The organism is Streptomyces sp. G-G2, assembly GCF_030063135.1.
Classification (GTDB): Bacteria; Actinomycetota; Actinomycetes; order Streptomycetales; family Streptomycetaceae; genus Streptomyces.
On sequence record NZ_JASISO010000045.1, the window covers coordinates 40439 to 56417 of the forward strand.

Consider the following 15979-nt stretch of genomic DNA (forward strand, 5'->3'; position numbering starts at 1 on the left):
GGGAGGATCCTGTGGCCGCACGCCCCTTGGACTCGTGGGCCCGCTGATCCACACTGACCCGATGACGCAGCGTGTGGAACTCGCGACGGTGATGGACCGGCTGGCGATCGATTCCGTGGTGACCGGGTACGCGGTGGCGGTGGACGACGGCGACTGGGCGGCGTACCGGGCCCTGTTCACCGCGGCGGGACGGGCGGACTACAGCTCGGCGGGCGGGATCGAGGGCCCGGCCGCCGAGGTGTCGCGCTGGCTGGAGGAGACCATGCGGCTCTTCCCGGTCCGCCAGCACCTGATCGTCAACCGGCGGATCGAGCTGGGGACCCTGGACGGTTCCGCCGGTGACCTCGCCGAAGTCAAAGCGGACTTTCTGAATCCCATGCGGCTGGCCGGGGAAGAATTCGACGGGAGCATCACCGCGCCCAACTTCGTGGCCGCCGGGCGCTACACCTTCGCCCTCGCCCGCACCCGCGACGGATGGCGCCTGACCGGAGTCACGGTGCACGAGAAGTGGCGCCACCTGTCCGCCTGAGACGGGGCGGCGCACACGGGAAGCGGAGGCGCGCCATGCTGAGCGACCGGCCCCGGTGGTGGTGGACGGCGGCCGCGGTTCCGGCCGGGGCGCTGCCCGCCCTGGCGTTCCCCGCGCCCTCGCTGTGGTGGTTCACCTACGTCGCCCTCGTGCCCGGGATGCTGCTGCTGCGCACGGCCCCGAGCGGCCGGCGGGCCGCGCTGGAGGGCTGGCTGGGGGGCGCCGGGTTCATCCTGGCCGTCCATCACTGGCTGCTGTCCAGTCTGGGGGTGTTCCTGCTGCCGCTGGCCGCACTGCTGGGCGTGCTGTGGATCCCCTACGGGCTGCTGGTGCGGCGGTTGCTCGGCGGAGTCCCGGGGGCGGGCCGGGCGGGCGCCGCGCTGGTCCTCGTACCGGCGGGCTGGCTGCTGTCGGAGCTGACCCGGTCGTGGCAGGGGCTCGGCGGCCCGTGGGGGCTGCTGGGGGCCAGCCAGTGGCAGGTGCCGCCCGCGCTGCGGCTGGCCTCGGTGGGCGGGGTGTGGCTGCTGAGCCTGCTGATCGTCGCGCTGAACTGCGCCGTGGCGCTGCTGATCTCGGCGCCGCCCGCCCGGTTCCCCGCGGCGGCCGGGGTGACCGGCTGTGCGCTGCTGACCGGGGTGGTGTGGCTGTGGGTACCGGGACCCACCGTGTCCGGGGAGCTGCGGGTGGCCGTCGTGCAGGTGGGGCCGGCCGGAATCACCCAGAGCGTGGAGGAACGGTTCGCCACCGGTGAGCGGCTGACCCGGCAGCTGGCCGGGCAGCGGCTGGACCTGGTGGTGTGGGGCGAGAGCAGCGTCGGCTCCGACCTGAGCGCCCGCCCTGACCTCGCCCGGCGGCTCGCGGAGCTGTCGGCCCGGGTGGGGGCTCCGCTGCTGGTCAATGTGGACGCGCGGCGCACCGCCGCCGAGACCCGCGGCGCACCGGGGATATACAAGAGCGCGGTCCTGGTCGGCCCGCTGGGTCCCACCGGAGACCGGTACGACAAGATGCGGCTGGTCCCCTTCGGCGAGTACGTACCGGCGCGTTCGGTCCTCGGCTGGGCCACCTCGGCGGGCAAGGCGGCCGGGGAGGACCGGCGTCCCGGCACCGCCCCGGTGCTGATGGACCTGCCCGCCGCGGCACACGGCGCGGGCGTCCGGATCGGGCCGCTGGTGTGCTTCGAGACCGCGTTCCCGGACATGAGCCGGCACCTGACCCGCGAGGGCGCGGCCCTGCTGGTCGACCAGTCCTCGACCGCCACCTTCCAGGACAGCTGGGCCCCGGCCCAGCACGCCTCGCTGGGCGCCCTGCGCGCCGCCGAGAACGGCCGTCCCGTGGTGCACGCCACCCTCACCGGCATCAGCGAGGTCCACGGCCCGTCGGGCGAGCGGATCGGTGCGCCGCTGCCGGGTTCGGCGTCCGCGGCGGCGGTGTACGACGTACCGCTCGCCGGGGGCAGCACCTTCTACACGCGCTTCGGTGACTGGCCGGTGGCGGCCGCCCTCACCGCGCTCGCCGGGTACTGCGCGGCGCGGGGCGCGGGCGCGCTGCGCGGCGGCCGGTTCAGGAAGCCTGCTCCAGGGCCGACAGCACGACCCGCTCGCACAGCTCGTGGGTGAGCAGCGCGTCCCGGGCGCTGAGCGCCTTGCCCGACGCGACGGCCTCGAGGAAGCCGTCCACGACCTGCTCGATCCCGCGCTGGCGGGCCACCGGCACCCAGTCCCCGCGCCGTCGCACCGTGGGCTGGCCCTTGTGGTCGATGATCTCGGCGAGGTTGACCACCTGGCGCTTGGTGTCCTGCCCGGAGACCTCCAGGATCTCCTCGGTGGATCCGGAGAGGCGGTTCATGATGCCGAGCGCGGTGAACCCGGCCCCGGAGAGCTGGAGCACCACCTGGTGCATGAGGCCCTCTCGGACCACGGCCCGTACGTCGACGTGGTCGGCCTCGCCGGGCAGCAGGAAGCGCAGGGTGTCCACGACGTGGATGAAGTCGTCCAGGACCAGGGTGCGCGGATCCTCGGGCAGCCCGACCCGGTTCTTCTGGAGGATGATCAGCTCGCGCGGGTGGTCGGCGCACTGCGCGTAGCCGGGCGCGTGACGGCGGTTGAAGCCGACGGCCAGCGAGACCCCGTGCTCCTCGGCCAGTTCGACCAGGCGCCGGGACTCGGCGAACTCGTAGGCGAGCGGCTTGTCCACGTACGTCGCCACCCCGGCCTCCAGCAGCCGCGTGACGATCTCCGGGTGCACGGCGGTCGGCGCGTGCACGAAGGCGGCGTCGAGCCCCTCGGCGAGCAGGGAGTCGAGATCGGTGTGGCGGCGCGCGGCCGGAATGTGGTGCAGCTCCCCGATCCGGTCGAGGGTGGCCGCGGTCCGGGTCTGGAGGTGCAGTTCGACCCCCGGGCGGGCGGTGAGGACCGGCAGGTACGCCTTCTGCGCGATGTCGCCGAGTCCGATGCATCCGACCTTCACGGGGATCCTCCTCGTTTGTTCCATGTGGTACTGCTCGCAGCTTAATGCCTGGTGGGAGGCAGCCTGTTCAGCCAGTATCGGATCATGAGTTCTCCTGCGACCGACCGTCCCGAACCCTCCACCACCGCCAACGAGCGCGACATGCTGGACGGGTGGCTCGACTTCCACCGCGCGACCCTGGCGTGGAAGTGCGAGGGCCTCACCGACGAACAGCTGCGGCGCACGCCGCTGGCGCCCTCCGAACTGAGCCTGATGGGGCTCGTACGCCACATGTCGGAGGTCGAGCGGTACTGGTTCCGGGAGATCACCCTGGGCGAGGACCTGGAGGACCTGTACTGCACGGAGGACGACCCGGACGCGGAGTTCCACGTCAGCGGACAGGACACCTGGGCCGAGGCGGAGCAGGTGTGGCGCGAGGAGATCGAGCGCGCGCGGCAGGCCTCGGCGGGCCGCTCGCTCGACGAGGTGTCGATCGGGCGCAGCGACCGCGGCGGCGAACAGTTCAACCTGCGCTGGGTCTATACGCACATGATCGAGGAGTACGCGCGCCACAACGGGCACGCGGACCTGCTGCGGGAGCAGATCGACGGGGCGACGGGCGAGTAGCGGCGGACACGGGGCGGTGGACCGGGGGCCCCTGTGGTGCGCGGTGGCAACCGGCGCGCGGGTGTCACCCGTGCGGGGTGTATATCGCCCGCGGGTTTTCGCAACCGGGTCCCCGCACAGCAGAGTTGCGCGGGTGCATCCAACCCGAACCACGACGAAGCTGCTGCTCGGAGTCGCCTGTGCGGTCTCGGCCGTCTCCGGCTGTGTGAGTGTGAGCCCCCACGCGGCGCAGCCCGCCGGGGCCGCGTCGGCCGAGCCCCCGCCCCCGCGCAGCGATCCGCGCGCCGGCCCGGGAGCCGCCCCGGTGGTCGTCATGGCGCCCGCCCTGGAGGCGCTGAAGGCCGTACCGGCGGAGCGCGGGCGTCCGCAGGCCGCCGCGGGCGCGCCGGGCCACCGCGGCGCGCCGCCCCCTTCGGCCCGGGCGGACGCCGGGCCGGACCGGGCGGCGCCGCCGGTCCCCGACATTCCGGAGCCGCTCCGGCAGCCGTCCGGGCCCGCCGTACGCCATCACGGGCGCGGGCACGGCGGCGAGGCCGAGGGGCCGAGGGCGGAGCTGGAGCGGCAGCTGGTGCCCGCCCTGCCGGTGCGGCCCGCCGATGTCTGCGCGCTGGGCCGCAGGCACGGCCGCTGGGATCCGGACAGCCCGGAGGCGCGGATCTGCGCGGGCGTGCGGGGCGGCTGAAGCTCGCCGCGGGCATACGGGCCGGCTGGCCGGTCGCGGGCGTGCGGGGCGGCTGAGGCCGGCCGCGGGACCCGCCGCCGGGTACGCCCCGGTCCCCCGGGCCCCGCGCCGGTCCTACGGCTGGCCGGGGAAGGGGCCCGGGCGTCCCTCGTCCGGGCCCGACCCGAGCCGCAGTTCGAGCCGCGAGATGGCCGCCCGTACGCCGTCCCCGTACCCGTCGTCGGAGAGCGCGCCGGTGGCCGCCCGGGCCCGGGCCAGGTGGATCCGGGCCGCCTCGGGGCGGCGGAGCTTGACGTAGTCGGCGGCCAGGTTCAGGTGCAGGGACGGGTAGAAGACGCGCACGGCCGAGTGCGGCTTGGGCAGGGGCAGGGTGATCGGCTCCTGCCGCAGCCCGTCGGCGGCGTGCAGCGCCCGCAGGTCCCAGGCCAGCTCGTCGGCCGGATCGTCCTGGGCGTCGGCCATGTAGTGCGCGAGGGTGCAGCGGTGGAGGGCGTCCCCCTCCTCGCCGATCTCCCGCCAGATGTCCCCGAGACGGTTGCGGGCCTCTTCCCGGTCCCCGGCGTGCAGCAGGATGATCGCCTGGCCGATCCTGGTCATGACGGCGTCCTCGGACGCCTCCTGCTGCTGCTCGGTCAACGCGGCCTCCGGCTTGCTGGGTCAGACCCGCTGCGGTCTGATCATCCAGACGCTAGCCGCAGCCGCCCGCAATGCCGCCGAGGCGCGGTCACCGGTCAGCCCAGGTCCGGGATCCGCCAGTCGATCGGCTCATGGCCCTGGGCGGCCACGGCCTCGTTGATCTGCGTGAAGGGGCGGGAGCCGAAGAACTTCTTCGCCGACAGGGGCGAGGGGTGGGCGCCCTTGACGACGGTGTGGCGCTCCTCGTCGATCAGCGGGAGCTTCTTCTGCGCGTAGGCGCCCCACAGGACGAATACGGCCGGGTCGGAACGCTCGGCGACGGCGCGGATCACCGCGTCCGTGAACTTCTCCCAGCCCTTGGCCTTGTGCGAGTTGGGCTCGGCCTCGCGGACGGTCAGCACCGCGTTGAGCAGCAGGACGCCCTGCTCGGCCCACGGCATCAGATAGCCGTTGTCCGGGACGGGCAGGCCCAGCTCCTCCTTCATCTCCTTGTAAATGTTGCGCAGGGAGGGCGGGGTCCGGACCCCGGGCCGCACCGAGAAGCACAGCCCGTGGCCCTGGCCCGCGCCGTGGTAGGGGTCCTGACCGAGGACCAGTACTTTCACCTGGTCGAACGGGGTGGCCTCCAGTGCCGCGAAGACCTGCTCGCGGGGCGGGTAGACCGGCCCGTCGGCCCGCTCCTTCTCCACGAACTCGAGCAGTTCGGTGAAGTAGGGCTTGTCCAGTTCCTCACCGAGGACGGGCAGCCAGGATTCGGGCAGCAGCTGGGTCACGTCGACAACCTCCGGTACGCGTTCGTGCAACTGCTCCAGAACTTACCGGCACCCACTGACAACGCCCCCGGCCGCCCACCCTTCAGCACCTGCCGTCCGGCTACCAGCTGGTCTTGCGGTACAGCTCCCACATCTGCATGGCGGTCTGCGGGTCCAGCGCCCGCTCCCCGCCCGCGATGTCCTCGCCCGCGGCGACGTACAGCTTGCCCTGCCACAGGGGCAGCAGGCGGACGTCCTCGGCGAAGATCTGCTGTGCCCGGTCGAAGTCCTGGGTGACCGCCGAGCGGTCGCTCTCGCGCCGGGACTTGGGCAGCAGCGTGGTGAGGATCTCCTGGTTCTCGTACGGCGTGCCGACCGCGTTCTCCTTGCCGACGAACGGCGCGATGAAGTTGTCCGGGTCCGGGAAGTCGGGGAACCAGCCGCGGCCGAAGACCGGGTACTCGCCGTTCTTGTAGCCCTCCTGGAAGGCCTTCCAGGGCTTGTTGCGCAGAGTGATCTTGAAGAGGCCGGTCGCGTCCAGCTGGCGCTTGATCTCCTCGAACTCCAGGGCCGTGGAGGAGCCGTAGCGGTCGGTGGTGTACCAGAAGGTCAGTTCCACGGGCGCGGTGATGTCCGCGTCCCGGAGGATCTTCTTCGCCTTGTCGGCGTTCGCCTGCCCGTAGCGGTCGTAGAAGGGCGTCTTGTGGCCGACGACCCCCTTGGGAACCATCGAGTACAGCGGTTCCGCGGTGCCCTGGTAGACCTTGGTGACGAGCGCGCCGCGGTCGATGACCTGGGCGATGGCCTGGCGGACGGCAGGTTTGGCGACCGCGGGGTCCTTCGGGTTGAACACCAGGTAGCGGATCTCGGCGCCGACGTTGTCGACGACCTGGATGCCCGCGGCGTGCGACGCGGGGCTCTGCAGGTCCTTGATCTCGGCCGCGGAGAGACCGCGGTAGGTCGCGTCGATCTCCTTGCCCTTCAGGGCCCCGACCATCTTCTTGGAGTCCGTGAAGTAGCGGATGGTCACGCCGGTGTTGCGGCGCTGCGCGAAGCCCTGGTAGTTGTCGTAGTTCCCGAGGACCGCCTCGACGCCCTCCTTGTAGGAGTCCAGCACGTACGGTCCGGAGCCGGTGACCTTGCCGTCGTCACGGACCTTGTTGGCCGGGTACTCCTTGGGCGCGACGAGCGAGGCGGCGGGCGAGCCGAGCACGAAGGGGAAGGTCGCGTCCGGGGTCTTCAGCTGGAAGACGACGGTCAGCGGGTCCGGCGTCTCGATGCGCTCCAGGCTGCCGAAGAGGTCCTTGGGGCCGACCTTGGAACCGATGGTCCGGATCCGGTCGAGGGAGTACTTGACGGCCTTGGCGTCGAGCGCCTCGCCGTCGGAGAACTTCAGGCCCTTGCGCAGCGTGCACCGGTAGGCCTCGTTGGCGGCGTCGGTGAACTCGCAGCTCTGCGCGGCGTCCGGCTGCGGCTTGGTACTGCCCGTGGGAAATGCCAGGAGGGTCTGATAGACGTTCCGGTAAAGCTCCCAGGAGCCGTCCCAGGCCGCTGCGGGATCGAGGGTGCTCGGCGCACTCGTCGTACCGACGGTGATTCTTTTCGACTGGTCGCCGCTCGAATCCGAAATCAGCCCGCAGCCGGCGAGCAGGGATATGGACGCAAGGGCCGCAGTGATCTGCAGGCATCTGGTCCGGTTGAACACGTGCACGCTCCTCGATCGGCCAGGGGTGCGGCAGACCCTACCCCAGAGCCTCACGGAACCAATGAGCAGGTTCCGTGAGGCACTTGACCGGTTCCGTGCATATTCGATACGCATTTACCACCTGGCCGGAGGCTAATCCGTCCGGTTATCGGTCAGCCGACTCCGGCATTCAGAAAAATCCCACCGTCGACCATGAGGGTTTGTCCGGTAATCCATTCCGCTTGTGCGGAAGTGAGGAATGCGGCGGCCCCGCCGATGTCCGCGGGGACGCCGAGGCGCCCCAGCGGGTAGGCGGCGGCGGCCTCCTGCTCGCGGCCCTCGTAGAGCGCCTGCGCGAACTTGGTCTTGACCACCGCGGGCGCGATGGCGTTGACCCGGACCCCGGGAGCCATCTCGTGCGCGAGCTGGAGGGTCAGGTTGATCATCGCGGCCTTGCTCATCCCGTACGCCCCGATGAAGGGCGAGGCGGAGACGCCCGCGATGGACGCGATGTTCACGATGGCGCCGCCGTGGTCCTTCTGCCAGGCGTGCCAGGTCCGCTGGGCGAAGCCGAGGGCCGAGATCACGTTCGTCTCGAAGACCTTGCGCGCCACCCCGAGGTCCAGGTCGGCGATCGGTCCGAAGACCGGATTGGTGCCCGCGTTGTTCACCAGGAAGTCGACGCGGCCGAAGGCCTCCATCGTCCGCTCGACGGCCACCGCCTGGTGGGCCTCGTCGTGCGCCTTGCCCGCGACCCCGATCACGCGGTCGGCCCCGAGCCGCTCGGCGGCCTCCTTGAGGGCGTCCTCGTTGCGGCCGGTGATGCAGACCCGGTCGCCACGGGCGACCAGGGCCTCCGCGACGCCGTAGCCGATGCCCCGGCTGGCTCCGGTGATCAGCGCGACCTTACCGCTGTCGATGCCGTTGTACGTCATGACGTACGTCCTGCCTCTCGTCAGTTGAGGGGGCCGCCGGCCACGTACATGACCTGGCCCGAGACGAAGCCCGCGGCCTCGCCGGTGAAGAAGGCGATGGCGTTGGCGATGTCCTCGGGACGGCCGACGCGCTGGACCGGGATCTGGGTGGCCGCGGCCGCCTGGAACTCCTCGAAGCCCATGCCGATGCGGGTGGCCGTCTGCGCGGTCATCTCAGTGACGATGAACCCGGGGGCCACGGCGTTGGCGGTGACGCCGAACTTGCCCAGCTCGAAGGCCAGCGTCTTGGTGAAGCCCTGCAGACCCGCCTTGGCCGCGGCGTAGTTGGCCTGGCCGCGGTTGCCGAGCGCGGAGCTGCTGGAGAGGTTCACGATGCGGCCGAACTTCGCCTCGACCATGTACTTCTGACAGGCCCGTGCCATCAGGAAGGCGCCGCGCAGGTGCACGTTCATGACCGTGTCCCAGTCGGTGTCGCTCATCTTGAAGAGCAGGTTGTCACGGAGCACGCCCGCGTTGTTGACGAGAACGGTCGGCGCGCCGAGCTCGCTAGCGACCCGCTCGACGGCGGCCTCCACCTGGGCGCTGTCGGAGACGTCGCAGCCGACCGCGAGGGCCTTGCCGCCCGCCGCCGTGATCGCCTCCACGGTGTCCTTGCACGAGGCCTCGTCGAGGTCGAGTACGGCGACGGCCCGGCCCTCGGCGGCCAGGCGCACGGCGGTGGCCGCGCCGATGCCCCGGGCCGCCCCGGTGACGATGGCGACGCGCTGCTCGGTGGTGGACATGCTGGTTCTCCTCGCGCTTGGAATGCCCTGACGGCGGCGCCCCGATAGGTGAGCAACCGCTTAGTAGCTTCGGCTGAAGAGACGCTAGGAGCCCTGGCACCCGGTGTCAACGGCACCGGGCACCAGGGCTCACGGGCAGTGGCCGGACGCGTACGCCGGTCAGAGCACCAGCAGGTCGAGCAGCCGGGCCAGCTCCGCCTCGGGGTCGGCCGTCAGTCCCGTGTGCACCGGACCCGGCTGTACGACGGTGCTGCGCGGGGCGATCAGCCAGCGGAAGCGCCGCCCGGGGTCGTCGCCCGCCGCCTGTCCGGCGGCCTCGCCGCCCGCGCACACGCCCGCGACCCCGCCCAGTGCCGCCCGTACCCCCGCCACGTCGGCCTTCGGGTCCAGCGCGAGGAGCTTGGCCTCGTCCAGGTGGACGCGCGCGGCGACGTAGGAGTGCGCCCGGCAGTAGAGGATGACGCCCGCGTTGAAACACTCACCGCGTTCCACCCGGGGCACCACGCGCACCAGCGCGTATTCGAACACGTCCCGTTTGATCACCGGTTGTCGCTCTTCCGATTGGGGGGCAGGGGGGTCAGACGATCGGCGAGCCAGCCGGGCGGGCCGCTGCGCGGCTTCACCTCGGCCTCCATGGTGATCCGCTCGTGGATGGTCGCGGCGCGCGGTGCCAGGGCCTCCACGTAGGCGCGGCGCAGCGCGTCGGTGGAGTCGAAGCCGGGCTCGTCGACCAGCCACTCGTCCGGCACGTCGGCGGCGACCTCGGTGAGCAGTTCCTCGGTGACCCGCGGTGCCAGCTCGGCGGCGGCGGCCGCGATGTCGGGGCCGACCGGCGCGAGGACGTGGTCGGAGGCGTTGTAGGGCTTGGCGGCGGCGGCCGTGGCGGTGGGCCAGTTGTGGTGCCAGATCATGGTGGCGCCGTGGTCGATGAGCCAGAGGTCACCGTGCCAGACCAGCGCGTTCGGATTGCGCCAGGACCGGTCCACGTTGTTGATCAGGGCGTCGAACCAGACGACGCGGCCCGCCTCGACCGGATCCACCTGGTAGGCGAGCGGATCGAACCCGATCGACCCGGGCAGGTAGTCCATCCCGAGGTTGAGCCCGCCGCTGGCCTTGAGCAGCTCCTGGACCTCCTGGTCGGGCTCGCCGAGCCCGATGACGGGGTCGAGCTGCATCTGGACCAGCTGCGGGACCCGCAGCCCCAACCGCTGGGCCAGCCGCCCGCAGATGACTTCGGCGACCAGGGTCTTGCGGCCCTGGCCGGCTCCGGTGAATTTCATGACGTAGGTACCGAGGTCGTCGGCCTCGACGATCCCCGGGAGCGAGCCGCCCTCACGCAGCGGCGTGACGTAACGGGTCGCGATCACTTCTGTGAGCATTTCCCCAGGCTATCCGGCGGCTGATCTTCGCATCCAAGGTATTCCCGAACGACTGCCCACCCCCGGGAACGCGGGCGATCAGACCTGGGGAGAATCTGGGGAGTTCCACAACGATCTCCCTCGTACGAAGACATGGCCGCGGCCCCGCCCCCCCCTTCCCGGAAGGGCACCCCGGCGGGGTCAGCTCACCTCGACGGCGACCGTCCGGCCGGGGGCGACGGACGGGGTGGCGTAGGTGTACGTCACCCCGTCCACCACCTTGGTGCGGACCGGCGTCGGCACCCCGTTCACCTTGATCGAGGACCAGGTGCCCGGGAAGCGGGCCTCCCAGGTCCAGCAGTCGGTGCCGGAGGTGTTGGAGAGCACGGACGTGCGGTTCCCGTCGTGCCGCAGCGAGAAGCCGGTCCGTCCGACCCGCATGTCGTCGATCTTCAGCCAGTCCATGCCGGACGGCAGCCGGGACTGGGTCGTGAGCCGGCGGGCAGGCGCGTCCGGGGTGACGCCGAGGAGGCCTTCGACGGTCTGGCCGAGGAGGGTGAAGGAGACCTCCGGGTAGTCGCCGTTGGTGCCCTGCGCGGCATTGACGTGCTGGATGTCCTTCTGGTCGTAGACGTACTTCATCCACTTCCAGGCGGTGTCCTGGCGGTTGTTGGTGAAGAAGGTGTCCGGCAGGTAGGTGAGGGCCTCGATGTTGTCGGGGCGGCCCTCACCCGAGGCCTGCTGGTCGATGTAGTCGAGGTAGGCCTCCCGGCGCGGACCCGGATCGACGATCTGCTTCATCGGCATGAACCAGCTGTTCTCCTTGCCCCAGCCGGTCAGCGGGCGTCCGTCGGTGGTCCAGCCGCGGACCATGTCGGCTCCCGAACCGGCGCCGCTCCAGACCGTGTTGAAGTAGGTCTTCAGGTCACGGGCCCGCGTGTCGTACGTGGCGGCGAGCGCGGCGTCCCCCTTGGCGCGGGCCAGGGAGGCCATCGCCGTGTACGCCCGGTACTGGGCGCCGATCCCGTCGCCGGCCTCTGCCAGCGGCTCACCGCCCTGCTCGTTGTAGCTGGCGGTGCCCTGGAAGATGCCCTGCCCCGTGCCCTCGGCGACCTTGACGGCGCCGTTGTCCTTCAGCCCGTCGTGCAGGTCGACGAACTCCTGGGTGGCGTGCCGGTAGAAGTTCCACAGCACCGGGTCGGTCACGTAACCGCGGTCGCCGCTCCAGCGGTACGCCTCCTCGGCCTTCTGTACGAGCTCGAAGGTGGCGGGGACCTCCCGGACGAACAAGGACGGGCTGCGGTAGTCGATCGCGAGGGGGCTGCGGTCGTCGAAGTTGAGCGCCCAGACGGGGTAGAACTTCTGCGCGGCGGTGGCGGAGCCGGCGAAGGCGCGCAGCATGGCCTTGTTCTCGGCGTTCAGGCCCAGCACGCCCGCGCCCGCCAGCTGGTGGGCCATGTCACGGGAGTAGTAGCCGCTGCGGTTGGCGTATCCCGCCCAGTACGAGGGCCCGTAGGTGCCGGCGCCGCTGCCGGACCTGTTGTTCTCGTCCACGTTCAGCGGGCCCTCGGTGCCCGGGAGGTGGACCCAGCTGTTGGCCTTTCTCTTCGACCAGTCGAACATCTCGACGATCTTCGGGTCGGACGAGCTGACCCGGGGGTCGGCGGGAGAGGCGGGCGAGAGCATCAGGTCGTCGGCGTTGACCCAGCCGTCGCCCGACTCGAAGGCGATCTCCAGCCGGTCGCCGGCGGCGAGAGCGATACGGCTGAGGGTCCGGCGCCGGTACGCGGACCCGGCGGGCAGGACCTGCGCGGCCCGCTCGGCGCCGTTGACGCGGGCGGTGAACCGGCCGTTCGCGCCGCCGGTCGCGATCCACGCGGATATGTCGTAGCTCCCGGATCCCGTGGCGGTGAGGGTCTGCGAGACCTTCTTCCCGGCCCCGGCGTCCAGGTACACCAACCGGCTCCCGCCGTGCGGGTAGTTCGTGGCCACCCCGGTTCCGGCAGTGAACTGCCAGCCGGTGGCGCCCTGTTCGAAGCCGGGGTCGACCACGGCGAGCGCGGCGGGGACGACTCCGCCGACCGCGGCGCCCGCCGGATGCCCCGCGGCTCGCGCCGGGGACGCACCCTCGGCCAGGGCCAGCGGGGTGAGCGGGGTGAGCAGGGCCAGTGCGGCCAGCAGGGTGGTGCGGGAACGCGTCATCGGTCTCTCCCAGGGGACTGGATCCTCGTCTGTCACGAGGTGGGCGCGCGGCACGCTAGCAAGGTCGGTCGAGAGCCTGCAATGGAAAAGTCGGAGATTCCATATCGGATCCGACTGAAAGTTTTCATTGACATCTTGAAAGTCGATCAATCACGTGGTTAAGTTCCGGCCAGTCAGCTTCCGAGGACTAGTGAGCAACAGAGGGGAACGGCATGGAACTTGGCCGTCGCAGAGTGCTGAGAATGGGTGGCGCCCTCACCGCGGGCGTCGGACTCGCCGGCGTGACAGGCTGTTCCGGCAGCGCGGGCACCGCCGCCGATGGCGGGGCCGTCGGAGAGAAGGACAAGGGCCGGATCACCATCTGGTCCTGGCAGGGACCGGCGGCCGAACTCAAGGCCCTGACACCAGAGTTCAGCAGGAAGTTCCCCGGAATCGAGGTTACGGTCGAGGACATCGGCAACCCGGCCATCTGGGACAAGATCACCACCGGTCTCGCCGGTGGCGGCCAGGGCCTCGCGGACGTCCTGCACATCGGCGTGGACTACCTCCCCGGCTACGTCGAGAAGTTCCCCGGCGGCCTCGCCGACCTGGCCCCGCTGGGCGCCACCGCCCACAAGGACGCCTTCGCCCCCGGCCTGTGGCAGACCGTCTCGCCCGACAACAAGCGCGTCAACGCCCTGCCCTGGGAGGCCAATTCCGCCGGCTTCTACTACCGCGCCGACCTCTTCGAGAAGGCCGGCATCGACGCCGATGCCCTCCAGACCTGGGACGACACGGTCGAAGCCGGAAAGCAGCTCAAGGCGAAGACCGGAGCATTCCTGCTCGGCATCGACAAGCCCGCCTCCCAGGCCGACGCGGCCAACTTCTTCCAGATGCTGCTCCAGCTCCAGGGCACCTTCTACTTCGACCTCGCCGGGCGGATCACCCTCGACTCCCCCGAGGCCGTCAAGGCCATGACCCTGATCAAGACCCTGAACGACGCGGATCTGGTCAGCGACCTGGCCGGCGGCTGGAACGCCCTGATGAGCTCACTGAAGCAGGGCACCTCGGCCGTACTGCCCTGGCCCACCTGGTTCGGCGGGATCATCGAGGAGCAGGTCCCCGACGAAGGCGGGAAGTGGAAGGTCCGGCTGCCCCCGGCCGTCCGGCGCGGCGGCTCCAACGCCGCCACCGTCAACTCCACCCACCTCGCCGTCGCCGGCAGCAGCAAGCACCAGGCCGCCGCCTGGTCCTTCATCGAGTTCGCGCTCACCCGGCCGGCCTCCCAAGTGCAGATCTACCGAGGCAAGGGCATCGCCCCCGCCCTGATGACCGCGTACGAGGACGCCGTCTTCCACGAGCCGTCCACCTTCTTCAGCGGCCAGAAGAAGGGCGAGGTCTTCCTCGCCGCCCTCAAGGCCCCCCAGCCCGCCTTCAACTACACCGCCGACTACGCCCGGGCCCTGAAGCTGGTCACCGACGCCCAGTCCAAGGTCCTCCTCAAGGGCGCCGATCCGGCCCGCGTCCTCAAGGACGCGGCCGACCAGCTCGCGCAGCAGACGGGCCGCAAGGTCGTCCGGTGAGTGGGGTGACTCCGATGACCGCTGCCACGCCCCGTACCGACCGCCCGGCCGCAGCCGCCCCCTCCCGACCGGCCGCGGCCCGGCAGCGCCCGCGACGCCGCCCCGCCCCGTACCTCTTCGTCCTGCCCGCCCTGCTCCTCTTCGCCGTCTTCAAGCTCTACCCGATCGGCTCGTCCTTCGTCCTCAGCCTGCACCGGACCGTCGGCGGCACCGAGACCTTCGTGGGCGCCGACAACTACACCCGGCTGCTGCACGATCCACTCTTCTGGACCGCCCTCGACAACACCGCGGTGATCCTGGCGGTGCAGGTGCCGGTCATGCTGGCCCTCGCCACCGGTCTGGCAGTCGCCCTCAACTCCCGTCTGTTGCACGGCCGTTCGGTCTTCCGGCTGGGCTTCTTCCTGCCCATGGTCACCGGCCTGGTCGCCTACGGGATCGCCTTCTCCGTCCTCCTCAACAAGGACTACGGACTGGTCAACTGGCTGCTCGCGCGGGTCGGTGCCGGCCCGGTGCCCTGGCTGACCGACCCCCTGTGGGCGAAGATCTCCCTCGGCCTCGCCCTGACCTGGCACTACACCGGCTACAACGCGGTGATCCTGCTCGCCCGGCTGCAGAGCGTGCCCACGGAGCTGTACGACGCCGCTGCCGTGGACGGCGCCGGCGCGTGGAAGAGCTTCGTCCACGTCACCCTGCCCGGCCTGCGCCCGGCCCTGCTGCTCACCGCGGTCCTCTCGACCATCGGGACCCTCCAGCTCTTCGACGAGCCGTACATCCTCACGGGCGGCGGCCCGGACAACGCCACCCTCACCATCGGCGTGTACCTCTACCAGAACGCCTTCACCTACTTCGACTTCGGCTACGCCTCCGCCATCGCGTACGCCCTCGCCGTCCTCATCGGAATCCTCGGGCTGATCCAGTTCCGCGTCCTGGGAGAGAAGGAATGAACCTCGCCGCGTCGCCCGGCGCCCGCCGTGCCCGGGGCCTCCTGCTGACCTCCGGGCTCGCCATCACGCTCGCCGTCGTGGCGATCCCCTTCTACTGGCTGGTCGTGGGCGCCACCCACAGCTCCCAGGAGATCTTCTCCGCCCCACCGCCGCTGCTGCCCGGCGGCCACCTGACGCAGAACCTGCGGACCCTCCAGGACTCCGCGCAGTTCGGCCGGGTCCTGCTCAACTCCCTGCTGATCGCCACCGTATACACCGTGTGCGCCGCAGTGGTCTGCACCCTGGCCGGCTACGGATTCGCCGTCTACCGATTCCGCGGCCGCGAGGCCCTGTTCGGCCTGCTCATGCTCGGCCTGGTGGTGCCCGCCCAGGTCACCCTGGTCCCGCTGTTCCGGCTGATGGCCGACCTCACCTGGCTGGGGACCTACCAGGCGGTGATCCTGCCCAACCTCGCGCTGCCCTTCGGCATCTTCCTGATGCGCCAGTCCATGTCCTCCCTGCCCGCCGTCCTGCTCGACTCCGGCCGGATGGACGGCTGCGGCGAACTGCGGCTCTTCCTCAGGGTGGCCCTGCCGCCCATGCGGCCCGCTCTCGCCGCCCTGGCCATCTTCCTCTTCCTCTACCAGTGGAACGACTTCATCTGGCCGCTGATCGTGCTCCGTGACGGGGCCTCGTTCACCATCCCGGTGGCCCTCGCCTCCCTCCAGGGCCTGGACGAGACCGACTACGGCGCGATCCTCGCCGGAACCTCGATCGCGGCCCTGCCCATGGCCGCCGTATTCCTCGCGCTCCAGCGCCAATTCATCTCCGGCCTGCTCGCCGGTGCCGTGAAGGAGTGACC

General features: G+C 71.0%; 16 protein-coding genes. 7 read left to right on the plus strand and 9 right to left on the minus strand.

Annotation, left to right across the window (positions count from 1 at the left end; genetic code table 11):
- The first annotated feature begins 61 nt into the window (after positions 1–61).
- Together QMF80_RS29385 and lnt are read left to right on the plus strand one after the other, a co-directional pair.
- Positions 62–529, plus strand: coding sequence for a nuclear transport factor 2 family protein (locus QMF80_RS29385; protein ID WP_283458674.1), 468 nt, complete (start codon positions 62–64; stop codon positions 527–529).
- Between the two features lie 35 nt (positions 530–564).
- The gene (gene lnt, locus QMF80_RS29390) at positions 565–2145 is read left to right on the plus strand and encodes an apolipoprotein N-acyltransferase (RefSeq protein WP_283458676.1); all 1581 of its coding nucleotides are present in this window, start codon (positions 565–567) and stop codon (positions 2143–2145) included.
- Here the strand turns inward: lnt and QMF80_RS29395 are convergent.
- Entirely contained in the window at positions 2090–2995 is a 906-nt protein-coding gene (locus QMF80_RS29395; protein ID WP_283458677.1) for a Gfo/Idh/MocA family protein, read from the minus strand. The genes lnt and QMF80_RS29395 overlap by 56 nt on opposite strands.
- An 84-nt stretch (positions 2996–3079) precedes the next feature.
- Between QMF80_RS29395 and QMF80_RS29400 the strand changes: the two genes are divergently transcribed.
- Together QMF80_RS29400 and QMF80_RS29405 are read left to right on the plus strand one after the other, a co-directional pair.
- Complete coding sequence (locus QMF80_RS29400; protein WP_283458679.1) at positions 3080–3601, plus strand: DinB family protein; 522 nt, start codon at positions 3080–3082, stop codon at positions 3599–3601.
- Positions 3602–3734: 133 nt separating this feature from the next.
- On the plus strand, positions 3735–4283 hold the full coding sequence (locus QMF80_RS29405; protein ID WP_283458681.1) for a hypothetical protein: 549 nt from the start codon (positions 3735–3737) through the stop codon (positions 4281–4283).
- Between the two features lie 114 nt (positions 4284–4397).
- Here the strand turns inward: QMF80_RS29405 and QMF80_RS29410 are convergent, their stop codons facing one another.
- The 8 genes from QMF80_RS29410 to QMF80_RS29445 form a co-directional block, all read right to left on the minus strand.
- A complete protein-coding gene (locus tag QMF80_RS29410; protein ID WP_283458731.1) occupies positions 4398–4880 on the minus strand; it encodes a hypothetical protein in 483 nt (160 codons plus the stop codon).
- A gap of 134 nt (positions 4881–5014) precedes the next feature.
- Positions 5015–5692 carry a uracil-DNA glycosylase gene (gene ung, locus QMF80_RS29415; RefSeq protein ID WP_283458683.1) on the minus strand — a complete coding sequence of 226 codons (678 nt, stop codon included), beginning with the start codon at positions 5690–5692 and terminating at the stop codon, positions 5015–5017.
- 100 nt (positions 5693–5792) lie between these two features.
- On the minus strand, positions 5793–7376 hold the full coding sequence (locus tag QMF80_RS29420; RefSeq protein ID WP_502962949.1) for an ABC transporter substrate-binding protein: 1584 nt from the start codon (positions 7374–7376) through the stop codon (positions 5793–5795).
- Positions 7377–7528: 152 nt separating this feature from the next.
- The gene (locus QMF80_RS29425; protein WP_283458686.1) at positions 7529–8290 is read right to left on the minus strand and encodes an SDR family oxidoreductase; all 762 of its coding nucleotides are present in this window, start codon (positions 8288–8290) and stop codon (positions 7529–7531) included.
- A 20-nt stretch (positions 8291–8310) separates the two neighbouring features.
- Positions 8311–9072, minus strand: a complete 762-nt coding sequence (fabG, locus tag QMF80_RS29430) for a 3-oxoacyl-ACP reductase FabG (protein ID WP_283458688.1) — start codon at positions 9070–9072, stop codon at positions 8311–8313.
- Between the two features lie 159 nt (positions 9073–9231).
- The gene (locus QMF80_RS29435) at positions 9232–9615 is read right to left on the minus strand and encodes a DUF3037 domain-containing protein (RefSeq protein WP_283458690.1); all 384 of its coding nucleotides are present in this window, start codon (positions 9613–9615) and stop codon (positions 9232–9234) included.
- Positions 9612–10451: a HipA family kinase gene (locus QMF80_RS29440; protein WP_283458692.1), complete on the minus strand. Its 840-nt coding sequence runs from the start codon at positions 10449–10451 to the stop codon at positions 9612–9614. The genes QMF80_RS29435 and QMF80_RS29440 overlap by 4 nt, the downstream gene beginning before the upstream one ends.
- A gap of 180 nt (positions 10452–10631) precedes the next feature.
- Complete coding sequence (locus QMF80_RS29445) at positions 10632–12632, minus strand: carbohydrate-binding protein (RefSeq protein WP_283458694.1); 2001 nt, start codon at positions 12630–12632, stop codon at positions 10632–10634.
- Positions 12633–12874: 242 nt separating this feature from the next.
- On the opposite strand from QMF80_RS29445, the gene QMF80_RS29450 reads away from it, so the two are divergent.
- Genes QMF80_RS29450 through QMF80_RS29460 form a run of 3 tightly spaced genes read left to right on the plus strand, consistent with a single transcriptional unit; the run spans position 12875 to position 15977 of the window.
- Positions 12875–14194 carry an ABC transporter substrate-binding protein gene (locus QMF80_RS29450; RefSeq protein ID WP_283458695.1) on the plus strand — a complete coding sequence of 440 codons (1320 nt, stop codon included), beginning with the start codon at positions 12875–12877 and terminating at the stop codon, positions 14192–14194.
- Positions 14195–14208: 14 nt separating this feature from the next.
- Positions 14209–15138 carry a carbohydrate ABC transporter permease gene (locus tag QMF80_RS29455; protein WP_283458697.1) on the plus strand — a complete coding sequence of 310 codons (930 nt, stop codon included), beginning with the start codon at positions 14209–14211 and terminating at the stop codon, positions 15136–15138.
- Entirely contained in the window at positions 15135–15977 is an 843-nt protein-coding gene (locus QMF80_RS29460) for a carbohydrate ABC transporter permease (protein WP_283458699.1), read from the plus strand. Before QMF80_RS29455 ends, QMF80_RS29460 begins: the two co-directional genes overlap by 4 nt.
- The last annotated feature ends 2 nt before the right edge of the window (positions 15978–15979 follow it).